We start from the raw sequence: 18,126 nt of genomic DNA, 5'->3' as shown, positions 1-18,126 counted from the left end.
GCATGAGCGGTACGGGCATGAGCGGTACGGGCATGAGTGACCCCGGCGCGAGTGGCACCGGTACGAGGGGCACCGGTACGAGGGGCACCGGCGTGATCCTCACCGTCACCCCCAACCCCTCCCTGGACCGCACCTACGAGGTCCCCTCCCTCGACCGCGGCGAGGTCATCCGTGCCACCGGCGAGCGGATGGACCCGGGCGGCAAGGGCGTGAACGTCTCGCGCGCCGTCGCGGCCGCCGGACGGCGTACGGTCGCCGTGCTGCCCCTGGGCGGTGCGCCGGGCGCGCTCGTCGCCGACCTGCTCGACGCGCAGGGCATCGAGGTCGCCCCGGTGCCGGTCGTCGGCGCCACCCGTTCGAACATCGCGCTCGCCGAATCCGACGGCGTCCTCACGAAGATCAACGCGCCGGGCCCGGAACTGTCCGGGGCCGAGCAGGAACTGCTCCTGGAGACCGTGCGCGAGCAGTCGCGCGGCGCCGACTGGATCGCCTGCTGCGGCAGCCTGCCCCGGGGACTCGCGCCGTCCTGGTACGCCGAGGTCGTCGCCCGGGCGCACGCCGGGGGCGCGCGCATCGCTCTGGACACCTCCGGGCGCGCGCTCCTCGAAGCGCTGCGGGAGCGGCCCGACGTGGTGAAGCCGAACGCCGAGGAACTCGCGGAAGCCGTCGGACGCCCCCTGGCGACGGTGGGCGACGCGGTGAAGGCCGCCGAGGAACTGCGGGAGATGGGCGCCCGCGCCGTCCTCGCGAGCCTCGGCGCCGACGGCCAACTGCTGGTGGAGGACGCGGGCACCTGGTTCGCCAGCGCGCGCGTCGACGTCGTACGCAGCAATGTCGGGGCGGGCGATTCCTCCCTCGCCGGCTTCCTCGTCGCCGGCGGCCGCGGTCCGGGGGCGCTCGCCTCCGCCGTCGCCCATGGCGCGGCGGCCGTCCAGCTGCCGGGCAGTGTGATGCCGACCCCGGGCGATCTGGACCCGGCGGCGGTGACGGTCACGGCGGACGTGCCGGTGGACCGCGAGTTGAAGGAGCCGGTGTCATGACGTCCCTCCTGTTATCCGGCACGCACCGCGGGCGGCCGAGCCGCCCCGCCGACCCCCTCACCTCCCCCCACCTCACCCCCGTCCCCACCCCCGCCCACCCCACACTCCGGGCGATACGCGAGCGAAGGAGCCCGCGATGAGCGAGATGATCACCGCGGACCTGGTCGATCTCGACCTGTCCGCCGAGACCAAGGAAGCGGCCGCGCGGTCGCTCGCCGCACGCATGGTGGCCCTGGGCCGGGTGACCGACCTGGACGGCTTTCTCGCCGACGTGGCCGCCCGTGAGGCTCAGATGCCCACCGGCCTCGACGGCGGCATCGGCATCCCGCACTGCCGCAGCGAGCACGTCACCGAGCCGACGCTCGCCTTCGGGCGCAGCACAGCCGGCATCGACTTCGGCGCGGCCGACGGTCCCGCCGACCTGATCTTCCTGATCGCCGCGCCCGCCGGCGCCGACGACGCCCACCTCACGATCCTGTCCGCCCTGGCCCGGCAGCTGATGAACAGCGAGTTCACGGACGCGCTGCGCTCGGTGGACGACACGGCGGCCGCGGCGGCGCTGATCCGGGGCGACGAGGTTCCGGCCGCCGACGCGGCTCCCGCCGCTGAGGCCCCGGCCACGCCCGGTGCCTCCGAAGACTCCGTGGCGGCGTCGGGGGCGGCCTCCCCCGAGGCCGCCACGGCCAGCACCCCCGAACCGGCGTCGCGCCCCTTCCGGATCGTCGCCGTCACCTCCTGCCCCACCGGTATCGCCCACACCTACATGGCGGCCGAGTCCCTGGAGAACGCCGGCCGGGACGAGGGTGTCGAGGTGACCGTGGAGACGCAGGGCTCGGCCGGCTTCACCCGGCTCGACCCGGCCGTCATCGCCGCCGCGGACGGCGTGATCTTCGCCCACGACGTCCCCGTACGCGACAAGGACCGCTTCGCCGGCAAGCCCACCGTCGACGTCGGTGTGAAGGCGGGCATCAACCGTCCCGCCGAGCTGATCGCCGAGGTGCGCGGCAAGGCCGAGCGCGGCGAGGTGACGGCGGGTGCCGCTCCGGGCACGCCCGTGGAGCGCTCCGGCGACTCCTCCGAGGGCTACGGCACCAAGCTCCGCAAGTGGCTGATGTCCGGCGTCAGCTACATGGTCCCGTTCGTCGCCGCCGGTGGTCTGCTCATCGCCCTCGGCTTCGCGATCGGCGGCTACAAGATCAACAAGGCGCCGTCGGTCATGGACCACTTCGTGTGGACACAGGCCGACAGCTGGGCCGCGCTGCTCTTCCAGATCGGTGTCGTCTCCTTCGGCTTCCTCGTCCCGGTCCTGGCCGGGTACATCGCCTACGGCATGGCCGACCGCCCCGGGCTCGTCCCGGGCTTCGTCGGCGGCGCGATCTCCGTCACCATCAACGCGGGCTTCCTCGGCGGACTCGCCGCCGGTCTGATCGCCGGTGGTGTGGTGCTGTCGATCCAGAAGGTGAAGATCCCGCCGGCGGTGCGCGGCATCATGCCGGTGGTGGTGATCCCGCTGATCTCCTCGGCGATCGTCGGGTTCCTGATGTTCGTCGTCATCGGCAAGCCCATCGCCTCCGCGCAGAAGGCCCTGACCGACGGCCTGAACGACCTCACCGGCACCAACGCCATCCTGCTCGGCGCCCTGCTCGGCCTGATGATGTGCTTCGACCTCGGTGGCCCCGTCAACAAGGTCGCGTACACCTTCGCCACCGCCGGCATCGCGGTCGCCAGCCCGAGCGACTCCGCGATGAAGATCATGGCCGCGGTCATGGCGGCCGGCATGGTCCCGCCGCTGGCGATGGCCCTGGCCACCACCGTGCGCGGCAAGCTCTTCACCCAGACCGAGCGCGAGAACGGCAAGGCCGCCTGGGTCCTCGGCGCCTCCTTCATCTCCGAGGGCGCGATCCCGTTCGCGGCGGCCGACCCGCTGCGCGTGATCCCGGCCTCGATGGTGGGCGGCGCGGTCACCGGCGCCCTGTCGATGGCCTTCGGCGCCACGCTGCGCGCCCCGCACGGCGGCATCTTCGTGGTTCCGCTGATCGGCAACCCGTTCCTCTACCTGGTCGCCATCGCCGCGGGCGTCTGCGTCACGACGGCCCTGGTCGTCGTCCTCAAGGGCCTGCGCAAGCCGGTCCCGGGCACCACGGCCCCGACTGCGGCCGAGGGCGGCGCGGCTGCCATAGCCGCGCAGTCGAAGCAGCCGGTGGCGGCGTAACACCCGCCCTTTTACAACTGATTCACGCTGTACAGGGCTGTACAGGGCATAAGCGTGACCTGTACGACCTGCGAGATACGTCACGGTCCGGGGTGTAAGCCCCGGACCGTGGTGTGTACTGGACCGTATGCCGCTGCACCTCACGATTCCCCAGATGACGGGGATGACCGTCCTCGCCCTGGCCTCCATCGCCTGGCTGATCGGCATGAACCGCATGCTGCGCCGCTTCCGCACGGAGGCAGCAGCGCGGCATGCGCACCCCGTGCACCCCACGAGTCCCGTGCATCCCATGAGTCCCACGAGTCCCGTGCACCCCACGAGTCCCGCGCCTGCCGTGTCACCCGCGCTGTCCGCCGTCCCGAGCCCGGATCAGCCCGGCCCGCACCGCGAGGCCGTCGAACTGACCCCCGCCGAGAGAGACGCCTTCGCGGTCCTCGTACGGCAACTGAGCGACGGCCACCCGGGCCCCGCCTCCTCCTAGCTTGTCCTAGGGGACCTGCGCCGCCCGCCGTTCCATCGCCTCGCGGGCCTCGGCCTCGGACGGGTACACCTCGCACATGTGCCGCCCGTCCGGCGTCGCCGTGTGCTCGACCTCCCACAGGGAGATCTCCCGGCCGTCCCGCAGCAGGAACGCGTGCTCGTAGAGCGAGAAGCCCAGCCCGATACGCCCCGCCCGGCACGGACGCCCGAAGGCCTGGGTGATCTGGTGCGCGAACGCCGTCGTCAGCAGCGCGGCCGTGTCCGCGTCGGGCCGGTCGGTGTTCTCCGCGCGGCGCAGCAGCCGGCGCGCGTGGTCCGCCGAGTCGTCCGGCACGTACACATGGCGGGGCGCGAGGACCGGTGAGAGCTGCACCGTCACCGGAAGCTCGAAGTCCGGCGCGTCCTGCGGGAGTGGCAGCCGGGCCGTGGCGGCCCGCAGCTCCTCCTCGTCGACGTAGACCTCGTGCTGCGGTTCGCTGCCCGGCGCGGTGTTGTGGACCAGCTCCCACAGAGTGAGCGCGCATCCGTCGGCCAGCAGCCAGGTGTGCCGGTAGGTCTCGCGGTGCAGGCCCGCGCTGTGGTGCGCGGAGTGCAGCGAGCTGTCATCGGCCAGTGCGCAGTCGAGCCGCCTTATCGTGTCGTCCGGCAGCTCGAACGAGTTCAGGGCACGACCGAGCAGTCGCGCGAGGTGCTCCTCCGGAGACTCGGGCGACTCGGCTGGTTCGTACGCTGCGGTCTCGTACGGAACGCTCAAGGTTTCTCCCGGCGTTGCTGCATGTCACCTTGTGGGTGCATACCGTAGCCCCTCGGTCGGACATCATGTCCGGGAACCGAGAAAACGTACGCCGGGAAAACGGCCGGGCCGCGCCAAATGTTCCCGCGCGGCCCGACGATCCGTCAGAAACCGCCGGTCGGAGCCCGGTTCCTGGTCGGAGCCCGGTTCCTGGTCGGCTTGCTCACGGCTGGCCGGCGCCCACGCATCGGCCGGCGCCCACGCATCGGCCGGCGCTCACGAGGGGCCGCCCGTCGCTCCGGTCAGCCGGCGCTCCCGGCCGTCCACTCGGCCCACGACATGTTCCAACCGTTGAGCCCGTTGTCCGGCGACACCGTCTTGTCCGGGGAGTTCTTCACGATGACGACGTCCCCGATCAGCGAGTTGTCGTAGAACCACTTGGCCGGGGTGTCGCCCTGTGCGCCCTGCGCGTCCGCGAGCCCCACACAGCCGTGGCTGGTGCCCTCCCGGCCGAACGGCGGATTGCCCTTGTTGTACCAGTAGTTGCCGTGGATGAAGGTGCCCGACTGCGTCAGGCGCATCGCGTGCGGCACGTCCGGGATGTCGTACTCCCCGCCCAGGCCGACCGTCCGGCTGTTCATCCGCGTCTGCGTGAACTTCTCCGTGATCACCATCTGGCCGTTGTACGTCGTGTGCTCCGCGCTGCCCGACGAGATCGGCACCGACTTCAGCGTCTGCCCGTCCCGCACCACCGTCATGGTCTGCGTGTTCACGTCGACCGTGGACACCTGCGAGCGCCCGATCGTGAAGGTCACCGTCTTCTTCTGCACCCCGAAGACGCCGTTCGCGCCCTCCACGCCGTCCAGGTCGATCTTCATCGTGACCTTGGAACCGGCCTTCCAGTACTCCTCGGGCCGGAAGTCCAGCCGCTGCGCCCCGAACCAGTGCCCCGCCACCTGCTGACCGCTGCTGGAGGTGACCGTGATGCGTGACTGCACGGCCTTCTGGTCGCTGATCGCCTTGTCGAACGTGAACGACACCGGCATCCCGACGCCCACCGTCGTGCCGTTGTCCGGGGTGTACGTGCCGATGAAGCTGTTGGACGAACTGACAGTGGTGAAGATCGAGTTGGCCGCGGCCGTCTTGCCGTTCGCGTCCTTCGCGGTCGCCGATATCTCGTACTTCGTCCCGCGCTCCAGCTGCTCCTTCGGCTTCCAGCTGGTGCCGTCGGCCGACAGGGTGCCCGGCACGGACGCTCCGCCCGCCACCGTCATCGTCACCTCGGTGAGCCGGCCGTCGCTCACCTTCACACCCGTCGTGTTGATCGACGCGCCCGTCGAGCCGTCCTTCGCCGAGATCACGATCTTCGCCGTGGACGTCTTGGCGGCCGTGCCGCCGCCCTTGGAGTCGTCGTTCTCGGCGTTGGCGCTGCCGCCACAGGCGGTCAGGGTCAGTGCGCCGACCACGAGGGCGGCACAGGCCCCCAGTACGCGCCGCGCTGCTATGTCCGGCGTTGTCACGGTCTGCTCCAGCTTCGTGTGATGTGCGAGATCCGGTGTGATCCGCTCCAGTACCTCCAGTACGTGGAGAAGGAGGGATCGGGCCGCCGATGGGGTTCCCTCCTTTCCGTCATGAACACCATCACGTGACAGAACCGGGACAATCACCCGTCTCTCCTGAGCCCTCGGCGACACTGGCCCCCATGACAGTTGACGCTCTGACGGACGTCGCCGGTCTGCGGGTGGGCCACGCCTCGCGCACCGGCGGCGGTTGGCTCACCGGCACCACGGTCGTGCTCGCCCCCGAGGGCGGCGCCGTCGCCGCCGTGGACGTGCGCGGCGGCGGTCCCGGCACCAAGGAGACCGACGCGCTGGATCCGCGCAACCTCGTGCAGCGGGTCGAGGCGATCGTGCTGACCGGCGGCAGCGCCTACGGGCTGGACGCGGCTTCCGGCGTGATGGCCTGGCTGGAGGAGCGGGGGCGCGGGGTGCCTGTCGGCCCGGACCCCGCGCACGTCGTCCCGGTGGTGCCCGCCGCCTGCGTCTTCGACCTCGGGCGGGGCGGTGACTTCCGGGCCCGCCCGGACGCGGCCACCGGCCGGGCCGCCGTCGAGGCGGCCGCGGCGAGCGAGCCGGGCGCCCGGGTGCCGCAGGGGTGCGTGGGCGCCGGCACGGGTGCCGCCGTCGGCCTGATGAAGGGCGGCGTCGGCAGCGCGAGCACCGTTCTCGACTCGGGGATCACGGTGGCCGCACTGGTCGTCGCCAACGCGGCCGGATCGGTGACGGATCCGGAGACGGGCGTGCTGTACGGGGAGCTGTTCCAGGGGCGCGTGCGGTACCCAGAGGCACGGGTTCATGAGGCCGCGCGCCTACGCCTCGCCGAGAGTGCCGCGAAGGGCGCTCCTCCTCCGCTGAACACCACGCTCGCGGTGGTCGCCACCGACGCGGATCTGACGAAGGCCCAGGCGCAGAAGCTGGCCGGCACGGCGCACGACGGCATCGCGCGCGCCGTACGCCCGGTGCACCTCCTCCACGACGGGGACACGGTGTTCACCCTGGCCACCGGAACGCGCCCGCTCGACTCCACGCACCCCCTCGCGCTCAACGCCCTCCTGGCGGCGGGCGCGGACGTGGTGACCCGCGCGATCGTGCGTGCCGTACGCGCGGCCGAGTCGACGCAGGGGCCGGGTGGCGAGTGGCCTTCGTACACGGAGTTGTACGGGGGGCAGCCGTACGGGGGATAGGGGAGCGGAGCACCGAAGGCGGAGGGACGGGGGACGGGAGACGGGGGACGGGGTTACCCCGCCGCTCCCGAGGCCCGTACCGCCCTCGCCCGGGTCGCGGCCCGGACCGTCAGCGTCGTCCCGGTCGCCACCGCCAGTGTCGTCACCAGGCCGGCCGCGAGGACCGCCCACTCGCCGAGGAACGTGCAGCAGATCACCAGCAGCGCGGTGACCGGCAGCACCAGCTGCTGGACCAGCCCCGCCTTGAAGTGACGGGCGTGCAGGGCCCACACGGCGAGCAGGTACAGCGCCGTCGGCAGGGTCACGGCCGCCGACGCGGAGAGCGTCGAGAGGTGGGCCTTGCCGACCGTCTGCTCGACCGCCACCTCCAGGCCCGCGCCGATCGCCGCGGCCGAGGCGAAGACGACGTAGTGGCCGTAGCCCCACAGGAACGCCCGCTTGTTGGAGCGCAGGTGGCCGTGGATGGGCACCGCGAAGTAGATCCACCAGGCGGCGAAGATGATCAGCAGGCCGCCCGTGGCGATCGGGAGCAGCTCGTCCAGGGCGTCGTTCTCGTCGATACCGGTCTTCACGGCGATCGTCGCCGCCGCGACCGTCTCGCCCAGCACGATGATCGTGAACAACCCGTAGCGTTCCGCGATGTGGTGCGGATGCCAGGACGTCGGGTGGTCCTTCTCCGCGTAGAGCGGCACACCCATCTCCACCAGAGCCATCACCAGGAACACCCACACCCTGCCGTGCTCGGGCAGGATCAGCAGCCCCAGCCAGCCGACCTGGCAGAGCAGCACGCCACCGGCGTACCGCAGCGCCGTCGTTCTCTCCGGGCCCTCGCTCGACAGCGCCACGCGCAGCCACTGCGCGCTCATCGCGAGCCGCATGATCGCGTAGCCCAGCCAGACGGCCAGGTACTCGTGGTCCTCGAACGCCTGTGAGACACCGGCCGCGAGGACCAGGACACCGGCGATCTGCACCAGCGTGACGACCCGGTAGAGGACATCGTCGTTGTCGTACGCCGAGGCGAACCAGGTGAAGTTCATCCAGGCCCACCAGATGGCGAAGAAGACCATCGCGTAGTCGAGGATGCCCTGCCCCGCGTGGGACTCGGCCACGGCGTGCACCAGCTGGGCGCCCGCCTGGGCGATGGCCACCACGAAGCACAGGTCGAAGAACAGCTCGAGCGGCGTGGCGATCCGGTGCGCCTCGCCGCGTCCGCGCGCGGTGAGTCTGCGCAGGGGGCCGGCGGGGCCGGGCGGGCCGGGCGGAGAGGCCGGCGGTGTGGAGCTGGGCGTCATGCGTCCCAGCACAGCAGATAACCGGCGGAAAATCTTGCGGAGGAGCGCACGGTCCGAGACGGGGCGCTGCACCCGGAGAAGGGCTGGTCAGAGGGGTCTGGAGGAGGCGCGGACGGGGTTCGCCAGACCGGGGACCGTACTCTGGAGGCATGAGCACCCCCGCCGCCCCCACCGACCCCGCCGCCCCCGAGCCGCCCGCCCCGAAGGCCGCGCTGGTCTTCGACGATCCGCTGGACCAGCAGTCCTCGGACGACACGGACCGCGGCTGGGGCGAGCGGCCGGGCCCTTCCGGTGACAGCGCGGCCGACCTCAAGCGCTTCCTCGACGAGAAGCCGCCGCACCACATCTGAAGCCCGCCGCGGGCCTTGCGGAGCGCCCTGCCGGGGGCCCTGCGGAGCGCCCTGCCGGGGGCCAGGCGGAGCGCCCTCCGCAGTGCCACCCTCCGCATTCGCCGCCCTCCGCAGTGCCACCCCCGCAGGGCCCCGAGCAGTGTCGCTACCGCTCGCTGTGGCCCGAGCCGCGCTGGGCGACCAGCGCGTCGCGGATCTCCTTGAGCACCTCCAGCTCGGTCACCTCGATCACCTCCTGCGTGCCCTCCTTCGCCTTCCTGCGGACCTCCTGCCTGGCCAGGTACTTCGACATGGGCAGGACCATCAGGAAGTAGACGACCGCCGCGGTGATCACGAACGTGAGCGTGGCGCTGAGCACCGTGCCCCACAGGATCGGTACGCCGCTGATCACCGTGCCGTCCGCCGAGACCTTGCACGGGTCCTGGAGGCACGAGCTGTAGCCGTCGAGGTTCTTGGTGCCTATCGCGCCGACCAGCGGGTTGATGATGCCCTTCACCACCGCGCTCACGATGTTCGTGAACGCGGCGCCGATGACCACCGCGACCGCCAGGTCCACGACGTTCCCGCGCATCAGGAAGGCCTTGAAGCCCTGTAGGACGCCCGGCTTCTTCGTCTCGCTCACCTCGGGGGAACTCCTCGTCTTCACATGTTGTGGAACGAACAGCTCCGCAACCTACGTCAATGCGCGGCGGGCGTGTCCAATTCGGCAGCTCGAAGAAGGGACTTGACAGCACGGCCCGCCACACACGCACCAGGAGACTCACCACAGGGTCACCGCCAGCCGGGCCGTCGCGCTCGCACCCGCCAGGCGCGCCGCGGTGGAACGGGGTACGGACAGCAGGAGCAACGCGCCATCGCCGCCGTCACCACTACCGCCACCGGCACTGTCACCGGCACCGACGGAGGCGGCAGAGCCGAAGGTGCCGGAGTCCAGCGGCTCCGGCACCTTCGTCACCAGGGCACCGCGGGCGACCACCTCGGCCTCGCCGCCCGACGCCGTCCGCTCGGCGGCGATGACGTCGACCCGGTCGCCCGGGCGCAGCAGGCGGACGGTGGCCGCGTCGGCGATGCGCACCGGCGCCGTCACCTTTCCCACGGCGCGCGGATCGTGGGCCGGGGCGCGCGAGGAGGAGCGCGCGTGGGCAGGCGGGCCCTCGCCCGGGTGCCCCCGCGCGGGGCCGCTGTGCTGCGGGCCGGCGGCCACCAACGCGACGGCGGTGACCGCGAGACCGGCCGCGAGGGCGCGCCTCCGGTTCCGTACGAGGCGGCCCAGCCGGTGCCGGCCGCCGTGGACGCGGACGGGAGCGAAGGGCGGCACCTCGCACGGGGGAGGGACGGGATGCGGGGGAGGGCGAAGGGACAACGGGATCACCACCTGCGACGAGGAATCGGGCCTGCGAAGCCACGATGCCCCGTCCCGCCGCCGCCCGCCGGAGCCGGTGGACCACCGCCCGGTTGTGGACAACTCCCTCACCCGAACGACGAGTTCCGCCCCCACTTCTGTGGCGCCCTCGCCCTCACTTCTGTGGCGCCCCGCCCCCACCTCTGGGCCCCCGGCCCCCACCGCTGGTCGCCGCTCGCACCTCCGGGCCCCTGCCCCGCCCCCGTATCCCCGGGCTACGGCAGTGCGAACCCCGGATTCAGCCCGCCCAGCGCCCCCGTGCACAGACAGTCCCGCTCCCCGTTCGCCGGCAGCCCGGCCACCGCGTCGAACAACACTCCCCGCAGCCGGTCCACGTTCGCCGCGAACACCCGCAGCACCTCCTCGTGGGACACGCCCTCACCGGACTCGGCACCCGCGTCCAGGTCCGTGACCAGGGTCAACGACGTGTAGCAGAGTTCGAGTTCACGGGCGAGCGCCGCCTCCGGATGGCCTGTCATGCCGACCACCGACCAGCCCTGCGCCTGGTGCCACAACGATTCCGCACGGGTCGAGAACCGCGGCCCCTCGATCACGACCAGCGCTCCGCCGTCCACCGGCTCCCACTCCCGGCCGCGCGCGGCCTTCAGCGCGGCCGCGCGTCCCGTGGGGCAGTAGGGGTCGGCCAGGGACACGTGCACCACGTTGGGCACGGTGCCGTCGGGCAGCGGCATCCCGTCGAAGTAGGTGCCGACCCGGGACTTCGTACGGTCGACCAGCTGGTCGGGGACGAGCAGCGTGCCGGGACCGTACTCGGGGCGCAGGCCGCCGACCGCGCACGGGCCGAGGATCTGGCGCGCGCCGACCGAGCGCAGCGCCCACAGGTTGGCCCGGTAGTTGATGCGGTGGGGCGGCAGATGGTGGCCGCGTCCGTGCCGGGGCAGGAAGGCGACCCGCCGGCCGGCGATCTCGCCGAGGAAGAGGGAGTCGCTGGGCGCCCCGTACGGGGTGTCCACCTGGATCTCGGTCACGTCGTCGAGAAACGAGTAGAAGCCGGACCCGCCGATTACGCCGATCTCTGCGTTCGCCATGCCCAGCACACTAACGCGCGCCGTTCAGGCCCCGCGTCCGCCTCCGCGTCCGCCTCCGCAGACACCGAAGACCCCGCCGTCGTACGACGACAGGGTCCTGGGAGAAGGCCTTACGCGGCGGAGGTGCCCGCCGAGGTGCCGGCGCTCGACGACTTCGAGTCCGAGGAGGACGACGAAGACGACGAGGACGACGACGAAGAAGAGGACGAGGAGTCGGAGGAGGACGAAGACGACTTCGACGCCGACGCCGGCGAGCTGCTCGACGAGGAGCCGCGGCTGTCGTTGCGGTAGAAGCCGGAGCCCTTGAAGACGATGCCGACCGCGGAGAACACCTTCTTGAGGCGGCCCCCACAGCTGGGGCACTCGGTCAGGGCATCGTCGGTGAACTTCTGCACCGCCTCGAGGCCCTCGCCGCACTCGGTGCACTGGTACTGGTAGGTCGGCACTGTCTTCCTCCTGGCACTCTCACTCGATGAGTGCTAACGACGGTCCATAGTGACGCATTCCCGGGGATCAGTCCACTGTCACCGGCACGCGGTGACCGACGCCACGTGCGACCGTGCGTCCCCGGGGGCGGGTCGCCAGCCGTGAGCGCAGGGCCAGCAGGGTGGCCAGGGCCAGCAGGGTGCCGCCCATCGGGACCAGGAAGCCGGCGCCGCCCCAGAAGCGGTCCTCCAGCTGTCCGGCGACCGTCACGGCCGCCGCCTGGCCGAGCGCCACCGCGCCGGTCAGCCAGGTGAAAGCCTCGGTCCGGGCTCCGGCCGGGACCAGCCCCTCGACCAGGGTGTAGCCGGTGATCAGCGCGGGCGCGATGCACATGCCGACCAGGAGGCCGAGGCCGGCCAGCACGAGCACCGAGTGCGCGGCCCACAGGCCGGAGGCCGTCAGGGCGAGGGCGGCGTACCCGACGACGAGGCGCTGCTGCGGGGCCGCCTTCCAGGCGATCGCGCCGCAGACCAGGCCGGAGAGCATGTTGCCGGCGGCGAAGGTGCCGTACAGGACACCGTTGAGGCCGGGGTCGCCGATCGACTCGGTGAACGCGGCCAGCGAGACCTGCATGCCGCCGAAGACGGACCCGATGCCGAGGAAGGTCGCGATCAGCACGCGCACCCCGGGGATACGCAGGGCCGAGGTGTGCTCCACGCGCGCGTGCCCGGCCGGGGCGACCGAGGGCTGGGTGCTCTTGCGCGCGGCGAACAGCAGCCCGCCGAGCAGGGTCAGCGAGGCCTCCGTGATCAGGCCGGCGGCCGGGTTCACGGTGGTGCACAGGGCGGTCGCCAGCAGCGGGCCGAGGACGAAGGTCAGCTCGTCGGTGACGGACTCGAAGGCCGCGGCGGTGGTCATCAGGGGCGAGCCCTTCAGCTTCACGCCCCAGCGGGCGCGCACCATGGGCCCGACCTGCGGGACCGAGGCGCCCGTGGGCACCGCCGCGACGAACAGCGCCCACAGGGGGGCGTGCGCCAGCGCGAGCGCGGTGAGGGTCAGGCCCGACAGCGTGTGCACGAGCACGCCGGGGATCAGGACGGCGCGCTGGCCGTAGCGGTCGGCGAGACGGCCGCTGTAGGGGGCGAACAGCGCCATGGAGACACCGGTGACCGCCGCGGCGGCGCCCGCCGCGCCGTAGGAGCCGGTGGTGTGCTGCACGAGCAGCACGATGGAGATGGTGAGCATCGCGAACGGCTGGCGGGCCGCGAAGCCGGGCAGCAGGAACGTCCAGGCGCCGCGGGTGCGCAGCAGTTGCCCGTATCCCGGACGGGCGGAAGCCGACGAGTCCTTCGACTCCTGCGACGGCTCGGTGGTGACCGTGGATGCCACGGCCCGTGCCTTTCTGCCGCCTGGTAGCGCGCCCGTGCGGGGGCGCCGAGAGCTGTCCTCTTGCGCTACTGCGGTAGATACCGGTGTCACTGACGAGGACGCCCCGGCCGCCATACGGTCGCGCCAGCTCTGCGTCAGGCAGAGTTGGTTCGATCAGGTGTGCCTTCATCGTACAGGGGGCGCCGACCCTCGTACCTGTGAAAATGAGCACCAGGAGTGCCCCGGCCTCCGAATGGCATCCGTGTGAACAGGACGAAACACGTACTTAACGTAGGCCGCCGTTCTTGACGTGCGGTGCCGTTCTCAATGCGTGGTGCCGTTCGTGCCCAGCCAGTCGGCGAGCTTGCCGCCGTGGCTGACGGCGCGCAGGCGGCGCTCGGCCGCGTCCCGGACCGGGTCGGTGGCGACGACGAGGAGTTCGTCGCCGTGCCGCAGCACCGTGGTGGGCAGCGGCACGAAGGACTTCCCGTCGCGCACGACGAGGGTGACGGCGGCCCCGGCCGGCAGCCGCAGCTCGTTGACCTCGACGCCGTGCATCTTCGAGCTCTCGGGGATCGCGACCGACAGCAGATGCCCGCGCAGCCGCTCCAGCGGCGCCGACTCGATGCCGAGGTCGGTGGCCTCGCTGTCGCCGCCCAGCCGGAGCTTGCGGGCCAGCCAGGGCAGCGTCGGCCCCTGGACCAGGGTGTAGACGACGACCAGCACGAAGACGATGTTGAAGATGCGGCGGCTGGCCTCGACGCCCTGCACCATGGGGATCGTCGCCAGGATGATGGGCACCGCGCCGCGCAGTCCGGCCCAGGACATCAGCGTCTGCTCCTGCCAGGGCACCCGGAACGGCGTCAGACACAGCACCACGCTCAGCGGCCGTGCCACCATGGTCAGGGCCAGCCCGATGACGAGCGCGGGCACCACGTCGTCGCCCAGCTCGTGCGGCGTGACCAGCAGGCCGAGCAGCACGAACATGCCGATCTGGGCGATCCAGCCGAGCCCCTCGGCGAACCCGCGCGTGGCCGGCCAGTGCGGCAGCTTGGCGTTGCCCATGACCATCGAGGCGAGGTACACGGCGAGGAAGCCGCTGCCGTGCGCCATCGCGCCCGCCGCGTACGCGGTGACCGCGATCGCCATGACGGCGATCGGGTAGAGGCCGGAGGCGGGCAGCGCGACGTGCCGGAGCCCCCAGGAGCCCAGCCAGCCCACCGCGAGGCCGATGGCCGCGCCGATGGCCAGCTCCAGCACGATCTCGCCGACCAGGACGTACCAGTGCTCGACGGGGCCCGAGGTGGAGAAGGCGACCACCAGGATGACCACCGGGGCGTCGTTGAAGCCGGACTCGGCCTCCAGCGTGCCCGTCACGCGCGCGGGCAGGGGGATGCGGCGCAGGACGGAGAAGACCGCCGCCGCGTCCGTCGAGGAGACGACCGCCCCGATGATGAGCGCCTGCCGCCACTCCAGCCCGATCAGATAGTGCGCGGCCGTCGCGGTGACGCCCACGCTCACCGCTACCCCGGCCAGCGCCAGCGCGGAGGCGGCCGGCAGGGCCGGCTCGATCTCCTTCCACTTCGTGCTCAGGCCGCCCTCGGCGAGGATCACGACCAGGGCCGCGTAGCCGATGACCTGGGTCAGTTCGGCGTTGTCGAACTTGATGTCGCCGATGCCGTCCTGGCCCATGAGGACACCGATGCCCAGGTACACGAGCAGGCTGGGGAGCCCGCTGCGCGAGGAGATCCGGACCGCGGCGACGGCGACGAGCAGGACGAGCGAGCAGACGAGCAGGAGCTGGTTGAGGTCGTGGACAGTCAGCGGCGGTTCCCTTCCCTGGCGCGCATCTCGTTCCCGCGCGCGGGCGCACATCTCCATGGGACACGGAGCGGCACGCTCCGGACCCAACTACTTCGTTACCTTACCTAACTCTTGACGATTTCTTGACGCTCGGCGAGGCAAGATCGAACATCCTTCCGTGCTGGTTCGCCACTCCGAGTCAAGGGCCGCGAGGCCCTGCGCCTATGGTTGCTCCAGCACTCCAGGACCGCCTGCCGCTCGCGTTAGGACAGCAAGGACAGCGATGCCCCCCAACACCACCGCCACAACGGGTGACAAGCCCGGCAAGTCCGGCCGGAAGAAGGGGCGCAAAGCCCGTCTTATCGTGCTTGTACTGGTGCTGGCCGTGATCGGCGGCATCGCGTTCGGCGGGTACTGGTCGATCAGTACCGTCCGGGCCTCCTTCCCGCAGACCACGGGTTCGATCACGCTGAAGGGCCTCTCCGGGCCCGTCGACGTGAAGCGGGACGGCTACGGCATCCCGCAGATCTACGCCTCCTCCGACGAGGACCTGTTCATGGCGCAGGGCTACGTCCAGGCGCAGGACCGGTTCTACGAGATGGACGTGCGCCGGCACATGACGTCCGGCCGTCTGTCGGAGATGTTCGGCAAGGACCAGGTCGACAACGACGAGTTCCTGCGCACCCTGGGCTGGGACCGCATCGCGAAGAAGGAGTACGACTCCGAGCTGTCGGACTCCACCAAGAAGTACCTCCAGGCGTACGCCAAGGGGGTCAACGCCTACCTCGCGGGCAAGGACGCCGAGGAGATCTCCCTCGAGTACGCGGCGCTCGGCTTCGTCAACGACTACAAGCCGGCCGACTGGACCCCGGTCGACTCGGTCTCCTGGCTGAAGGCGATGGCCTGGGACCTGCGCGGCAACATGCAGGACGAGATCGACCGCGCCCTGATGACCAGCCGTCTCGGCCCGCAGCAGATCGCCGACCTGTACCCGGACTACCCGTACAAGGTCGGCGAGGAGTCCAACACGATCGTCCAGGAAGGCGCGTACAGCACCCTGAGCGAGGCCTTCGAGGCGAGCGACGGCACGAGCGGCTCCGGCGACTCGTCCGGTGACGCCTCCGGTGACGGGTCCGCGACGAGCGGCACGTCGGGCACCACGGGCACGTCCGGCAGCTCGGACGGCTCGGGCACCTCCTCGGACACCTCGGGCCTCCAGGGCCAGCTGGTGGGCCTCTACGACGTCCTCGACGACCTGCCCACGGCGGTCGGCGTGAACGGCAACGGCATCGGATCCAACTCCTGGGTCGTCGCCGGGAAGCACACGATCACCGGCAAGCCCCTGCTGGCCAACGATCCGCACCTGTCGGCCTCGCTGCCCTCCGTCTGGTACCAGATGGGCCTGCACTGCCGCACGGTCTCCGGCAAGTGCCAGTACGACGTCACCGGCTACACCTTCGCGGGCATGCCCGGTGTGGTCATCGGCCACAACCAGGACATCTCCTGGGGCATGACCAACTCCGGCGCCGACGTCACCGACCTCTACCTGGAGAAGCTCTCCGGCAAGGGGTACCTGTACGACGGCAAGGTGAAGCCCTTCACCGCGCGCGTGGAGACGATCAAGGTCGCCGGCGGCGACCCCAAGGAGATCGTCGTGCGGGAGACCGAGGACGGCATGCCCCTGCTGTCCGACCGCAGCAAGGAACTGGTGAAGGTCGGCCAGAAGGCCACCGTCGACAACGCGGCGCCCGACCGTGGCGACGGCTACGGCGTCGCCCTGAAGTGGACCGCGCTGGACGCCGGCACCACCATGGACGCCGTCTTCGCCATGAACAAGGCGAAGGGCTGGGACGACTTCCGGGACGCGGCCGAGCTCTTCGACGTGCCCTCGCAGAACCTGGTCTACGCGGACACCTCGGACCACATCGGCTACCAGATGCCCGGCCGGATCCCCACGCGCGCGAAGGGTGACGACGGTTCCGTCCCGGTGGCCGGCTGGGAGTCCGAGAACAAGTGGACCGGCTTCATCGAGTTCGACGAGCTGCCCTACGAGTACGACCCGGAGCGCGGTTACATCGTCACCGCCAACCAGGCCGTGATAGACCCGGACAAGTACCCGTACACGCTCACCACGGACTGGGGCTACGGCACCCGCAGCCAGCGGATCACCGAGCTGATCAAGCAGAAGATCAAGGGCGACGGCAAGATCTCCACCGACGACATGCGCCAGATGCAGACGGACAACTTCAGCGAGATCGCCCAGGAGCTGGTGCCCGACCTGCTGAAGATCAACATCGACGACCCGGACGTCCGTGAGGCGCAGGACCTGCTCCAGGGCTGGAACTACACCCAGGACGCCGACTCGGCCCCGGCCGCCTACTTCAACGCGGTCTGGCGCAACATCCTCAAGCTGGCCTTCGGCAACAAGCTGCCCAAGGAGCTGCGGGTCGAGGGAGAGTGCCTGTGGGTCGACCCGGCCAGCACCACCAACGCCGTGGACAACACCCAGAAGGTCCGCGAGTGCGGCCAGCGCGAGCCCGACCAGGCGCAGCCGGACGGCGGCGACCGCTGGTTCCAGGTCGTGCGCGACCTCATGGGCAAGCCGGACAGCGACTGGTGGACGACGCCCGAGGTGGGCACCCGCGACGGCGCCGACCACAACCGCGACGACCTGCTCAAGCGCGCCATGATCGACGCGCGCTGGGAGCTGACCGCGAAGCTCGGCAAGGACATCGACACCTGGAGCTGGGGCCGGCTGCACCGCCTGTTCCTGAAGAACCAGACCCTGGGCACCAGCGGTCCGGACGCCCTCCAGTACGTCCTCAACCGCGGCCCGTGGGAGCTCGGCGGCGGCGAGGCCGCGGTCGACGCGACCGGCTGGAACGCGGCGGGCGGCTACGGCGTCGTGTGGGTGCCGTCGATGCGGATGGTGGTCAACCTCGACGACCCCGACAAGTCGAAGTGGATCAACCTGACCGGCGCTTCCGGACACGCCTTCAACGCGCACTACACGGATCAGACCGGGAAGTGGGCCAAGGGCGAACTGCTCGACTGGTCCTTCTCGGCGAAGGCGGTCGACAAGAGCACCAGCGACACCCTCGTGCTCAAGCCCTGAGCACCTGAGCCGAGCGGGGGGGGGGGGGGGGGGGGGGGGGGGGGGGGGGGGGGGGGGGGGGTGGGGGAGGGGGGGTGGGGGGGGGGGGGGGGGGGGGGGGGAGGGGGTGGGGG

Annotated in this window: 15 protein-coding genes; 6 read left to right on the top strand and 9 right to left on the bottom strand. The window is 71.3% G+C overall.

What is annotated here, in order from left to right:
- The first annotated feature begins 92 nt into the window (after positions 1-92).
- The 3 genes from pfkB to ACZ6D7_RS13245 all read left to right on the top strand — a co-directional run bounded on the left by pfkB (position 93) and on the right by ACZ6D7_RS13245 (position 3,733).
- Complete coding sequence (gene pfkB, locus ACZ6D7_RS13255; protein ID WP_469489406.1) at positions 93-1,040, top strand: 1-phosphofructokinase; 948 nt, start codon at positions 93-95, stop codon at positions 1,038-1,040.
- A gap of 136 nt (positions 1,041-1,176) precedes the next feature.
- Positions 1,177-3,252, top strand: a complete 2,076-nt coding sequence (locus tag ACZ6D7_RS13250; RefSeq protein ID WP_469488671.1) for a PTS fructose transporter subunit IIABC — start codon at positions 1,177-1,179, stop codon at positions 3,250-3,252.
- 154 nt (positions 3,253-3,406) lie between these two features.
- Complete coding sequence (locus ACZ6D7_RS13245; protein ID WP_469488668.1) at positions 3,407-3,733, top strand: hypothetical protein; 327 nt, start codon at positions 3,407-3,409, stop codon at positions 3,731-3,733.
- 6 nt (positions 3,734-3,739) lie between these two features.
- On the opposite strand, the gene ACZ6D7_RS13240 is transcribed toward ACZ6D7_RS13245, so the two are convergent.
- Together ACZ6D7_RS13240 and ACZ6D7_RS13235 are read right to left on the bottom strand one after the other, a co-directional pair.
- Positions 3,740-4,486, bottom strand: coding sequence for a DUF6227 family protein (locus ACZ6D7_RS13240; protein WP_469488664.1), 747 nt, complete (start codon positions 4,484-4,486; stop codon positions 3,740-3,742).
- A gap of 281 nt (positions 4,487-4,767) precedes the next feature.
- The gene (locus ACZ6D7_RS13235; RefSeq protein WP_469488661.1) at positions 4,768-5,985 is read right to left on the bottom strand and encodes a L,D-transpeptidase; all 1,218 of its coding nucleotides are present in this window, start codon (positions 5,983-5,985) and stop codon (positions 4,768-4,770) included.
- A 182-nt stretch (positions 5,986-6,167) separates the two neighbouring features.
- Here ACZ6D7_RS13235 and ACZ6D7_RS13230 point away from each other — a divergent pair, with 182 nt between their 5' ends.
- Positions 6,168-7,208, top strand: a complete 1,041-nt coding sequence (locus ACZ6D7_RS13230) for a P1 family peptidase (RefSeq protein ID WP_469488657.1) — start codon at positions 6,168-6,170, stop codon at positions 7,206-7,208.
- Between the two features lie 53 nt (positions 7,209-7,261).
- Here ACZ6D7_RS13230 and ACZ6D7_RS13225 read toward each other — a convergent pair whose 3' ends face one another.
- Positions 7,262-8,500, bottom strand: a complete 1,239-nt coding sequence (locus tag ACZ6D7_RS13225) for a low temperature requirement protein A (protein WP_469488653.1) — start codon at positions 8,498-8,500, stop codon at positions 7,262-7,264.
- Between the two features lie 149 nt (positions 8,501-8,649).
- On the opposite strand from ACZ6D7_RS13225, the gene ACZ6D7_RS13220 reads away from it, so the two are divergent.
- Positions 8,650-8,850: a hypothetical protein gene (locus ACZ6D7_RS13220; protein ID WP_469488647.1), complete on the top strand. Its 201-nt coding sequence runs from the start codon at positions 8,650-8,652 to the stop codon at positions 8,848-8,850.
- Between the two features lie 145 nt (positions 8,851-8,995).
- Here the strand turns inward: ACZ6D7_RS13220 and mscL are convergent, their stop codons facing one another.
- From mscL to ACZ6D7_RS13190, 6 genes are all read right to left on the bottom strand, one after another.
- Positions 8,996-9,472, bottom strand: coding sequence for a large conductance mechanosensitive channel protein MscL (gene mscL / locus ACZ6D7_RS13215; protein ID WP_469488640.1), 477 nt, complete (start codon positions 9,470-9,472; stop codon positions 8,996-8,998).
- A gap of 138 nt (positions 9,473-9,610) precedes the next feature.
- Positions 9,611-10,168, bottom strand: coding sequence for a hypothetical protein (locus tag ACZ6D7_RS13210; RefSeq protein ID WP_469488633.1), 558 nt, complete (start codon positions 10,166-10,168; stop codon positions 9,611-9,613).
- A 299-nt stretch (positions 10,169-10,467) separates the two neighbouring features.
- Positions 10,468-11,301, bottom strand: a complete 834-nt coding sequence (locus ACZ6D7_RS13205) for an S-methyl-5'-thioadenosine phosphorylase (RefSeq protein WP_469488630.1) — start codon at positions 11,299-11,301, stop codon at positions 10,468-10,470.
- 110 nt (positions 11,302-11,411) lie between these two features.
- The gene (locus tag ACZ6D7_RS13200) at positions 11,412-11,747 is read right to left on the bottom strand and encodes an FmdB family zinc ribbon protein (protein WP_469488627.1); all 336 of its coding nucleotides are present in this window, start codon (positions 11,745-11,747) and stop codon (positions 11,412-11,414) included.
- Positions 11,748-11,814: 67 nt separating this feature from the next.
- Complete coding sequence (locus tag ACZ6D7_RS13195; RefSeq protein WP_469488624.1) at positions 11,815-13,116, bottom strand: MFS transporter; 1,302 nt, start codon at positions 13,114-13,116, stop codon at positions 11,815-11,817.
- Positions 13,117-13,419: 303 nt separating this feature from the next.
- Positions 13,420-14,970: a potassium/proton antiporter gene (locus ACZ6D7_RS13190; protein WP_469488621.1), complete on the bottom strand. Its 1,551-nt coding sequence runs from the start codon at positions 14,968-14,970 to the stop codon at positions 13,420-13,422.
- A 211-nt stretch (positions 14,971-15,181) separates the two neighbouring features.
- Here ACZ6D7_RS13190 and ACZ6D7_RS13185 point away from each other — a divergent pair, with 211 nt between their 5' ends.
- Positions 15,182-18,013 carry a penicillin acylase family protein gene (locus ACZ6D7_RS13185; RefSeq protein WP_469488618.1) on the top strand — a complete coding sequence of 944 codons (2,832 nt, stop codon included), beginning with the start codon at positions 15,182-15,184 and terminating at the stop codon, positions 18,011-18,013.
- Positions 18,014-18,126 lie beyond the last annotated feature (113 nt).

The organism is Streptomyces sp. NPDC041784, from assembly GCF_055591025.1.
The sequence above is the reverse complement of the archived record's forward strand: the minus strand, read 5'-3'. Positions and strand labels throughout refer to the sequence as shown.

Excerpts from the sequence above, each read along its gene's own strand:
- ACZ6D7_RS13190 (WP_469488621.1), bottom strand. The coding sequence starts at position 14,970 with ATGTGCGCCCGCGCGCGGGAACGAGATGCGCGCCAGGGAAGGGAACCG.
- ACZ6D7_RS13250 (WP_469488671.1), top strand. The coding sequence starts at position 1,177 with ATGAGCGAGATGATCACCGCGGACCTGGTCGATCTCGACCTGTCCGCC.
- ACZ6D7_RS13230 (WP_469488657.1), top strand. The coding sequence starts at position 6,168 with ATGACAGTTGACGCTCTGACGGACGTCGCCGGTCTGCGGGTGGGCCAC.
- ACZ6D7_RS13245 (WP_469488668.1), top strand. The coding sequence starts at position 3,407 with ATGACGGGGATGACCGTCCTCGCCCTGGCCTCCATCGCCTGGCTGATC.
- ACZ6D7_RS13185 (WP_469488618.1), top strand. The coding sequence starts at position 15,182 with ATGCCCCCCAACACCACCGCCACAACGGGTGACAAGCCCGGCAAGTCC.
- ACZ6D7_RS13220 (WP_469488647.1), top strand. The coding sequence starts at position 8,650 with ATGAGCACCCCCGCCGCCCCCACCGACCCCGCCGCCCCCGAGCCGCCC.
- ACZ6D7_RS13205 (WP_469488630.1), bottom strand. The coding sequence starts at position 11,301 with ATGGCGAACGCAGAGATCGGCGTAATCGGCGGGTCCGGCTTCTACTCG.
- ACZ6D7_RS13225 (WP_469488653.1), bottom strand. The coding sequence starts at position 8,500 with ATGACGCCCAGCTCCACACCGCCGGCCTCTCCGCCCGGCCCGCCCGGC.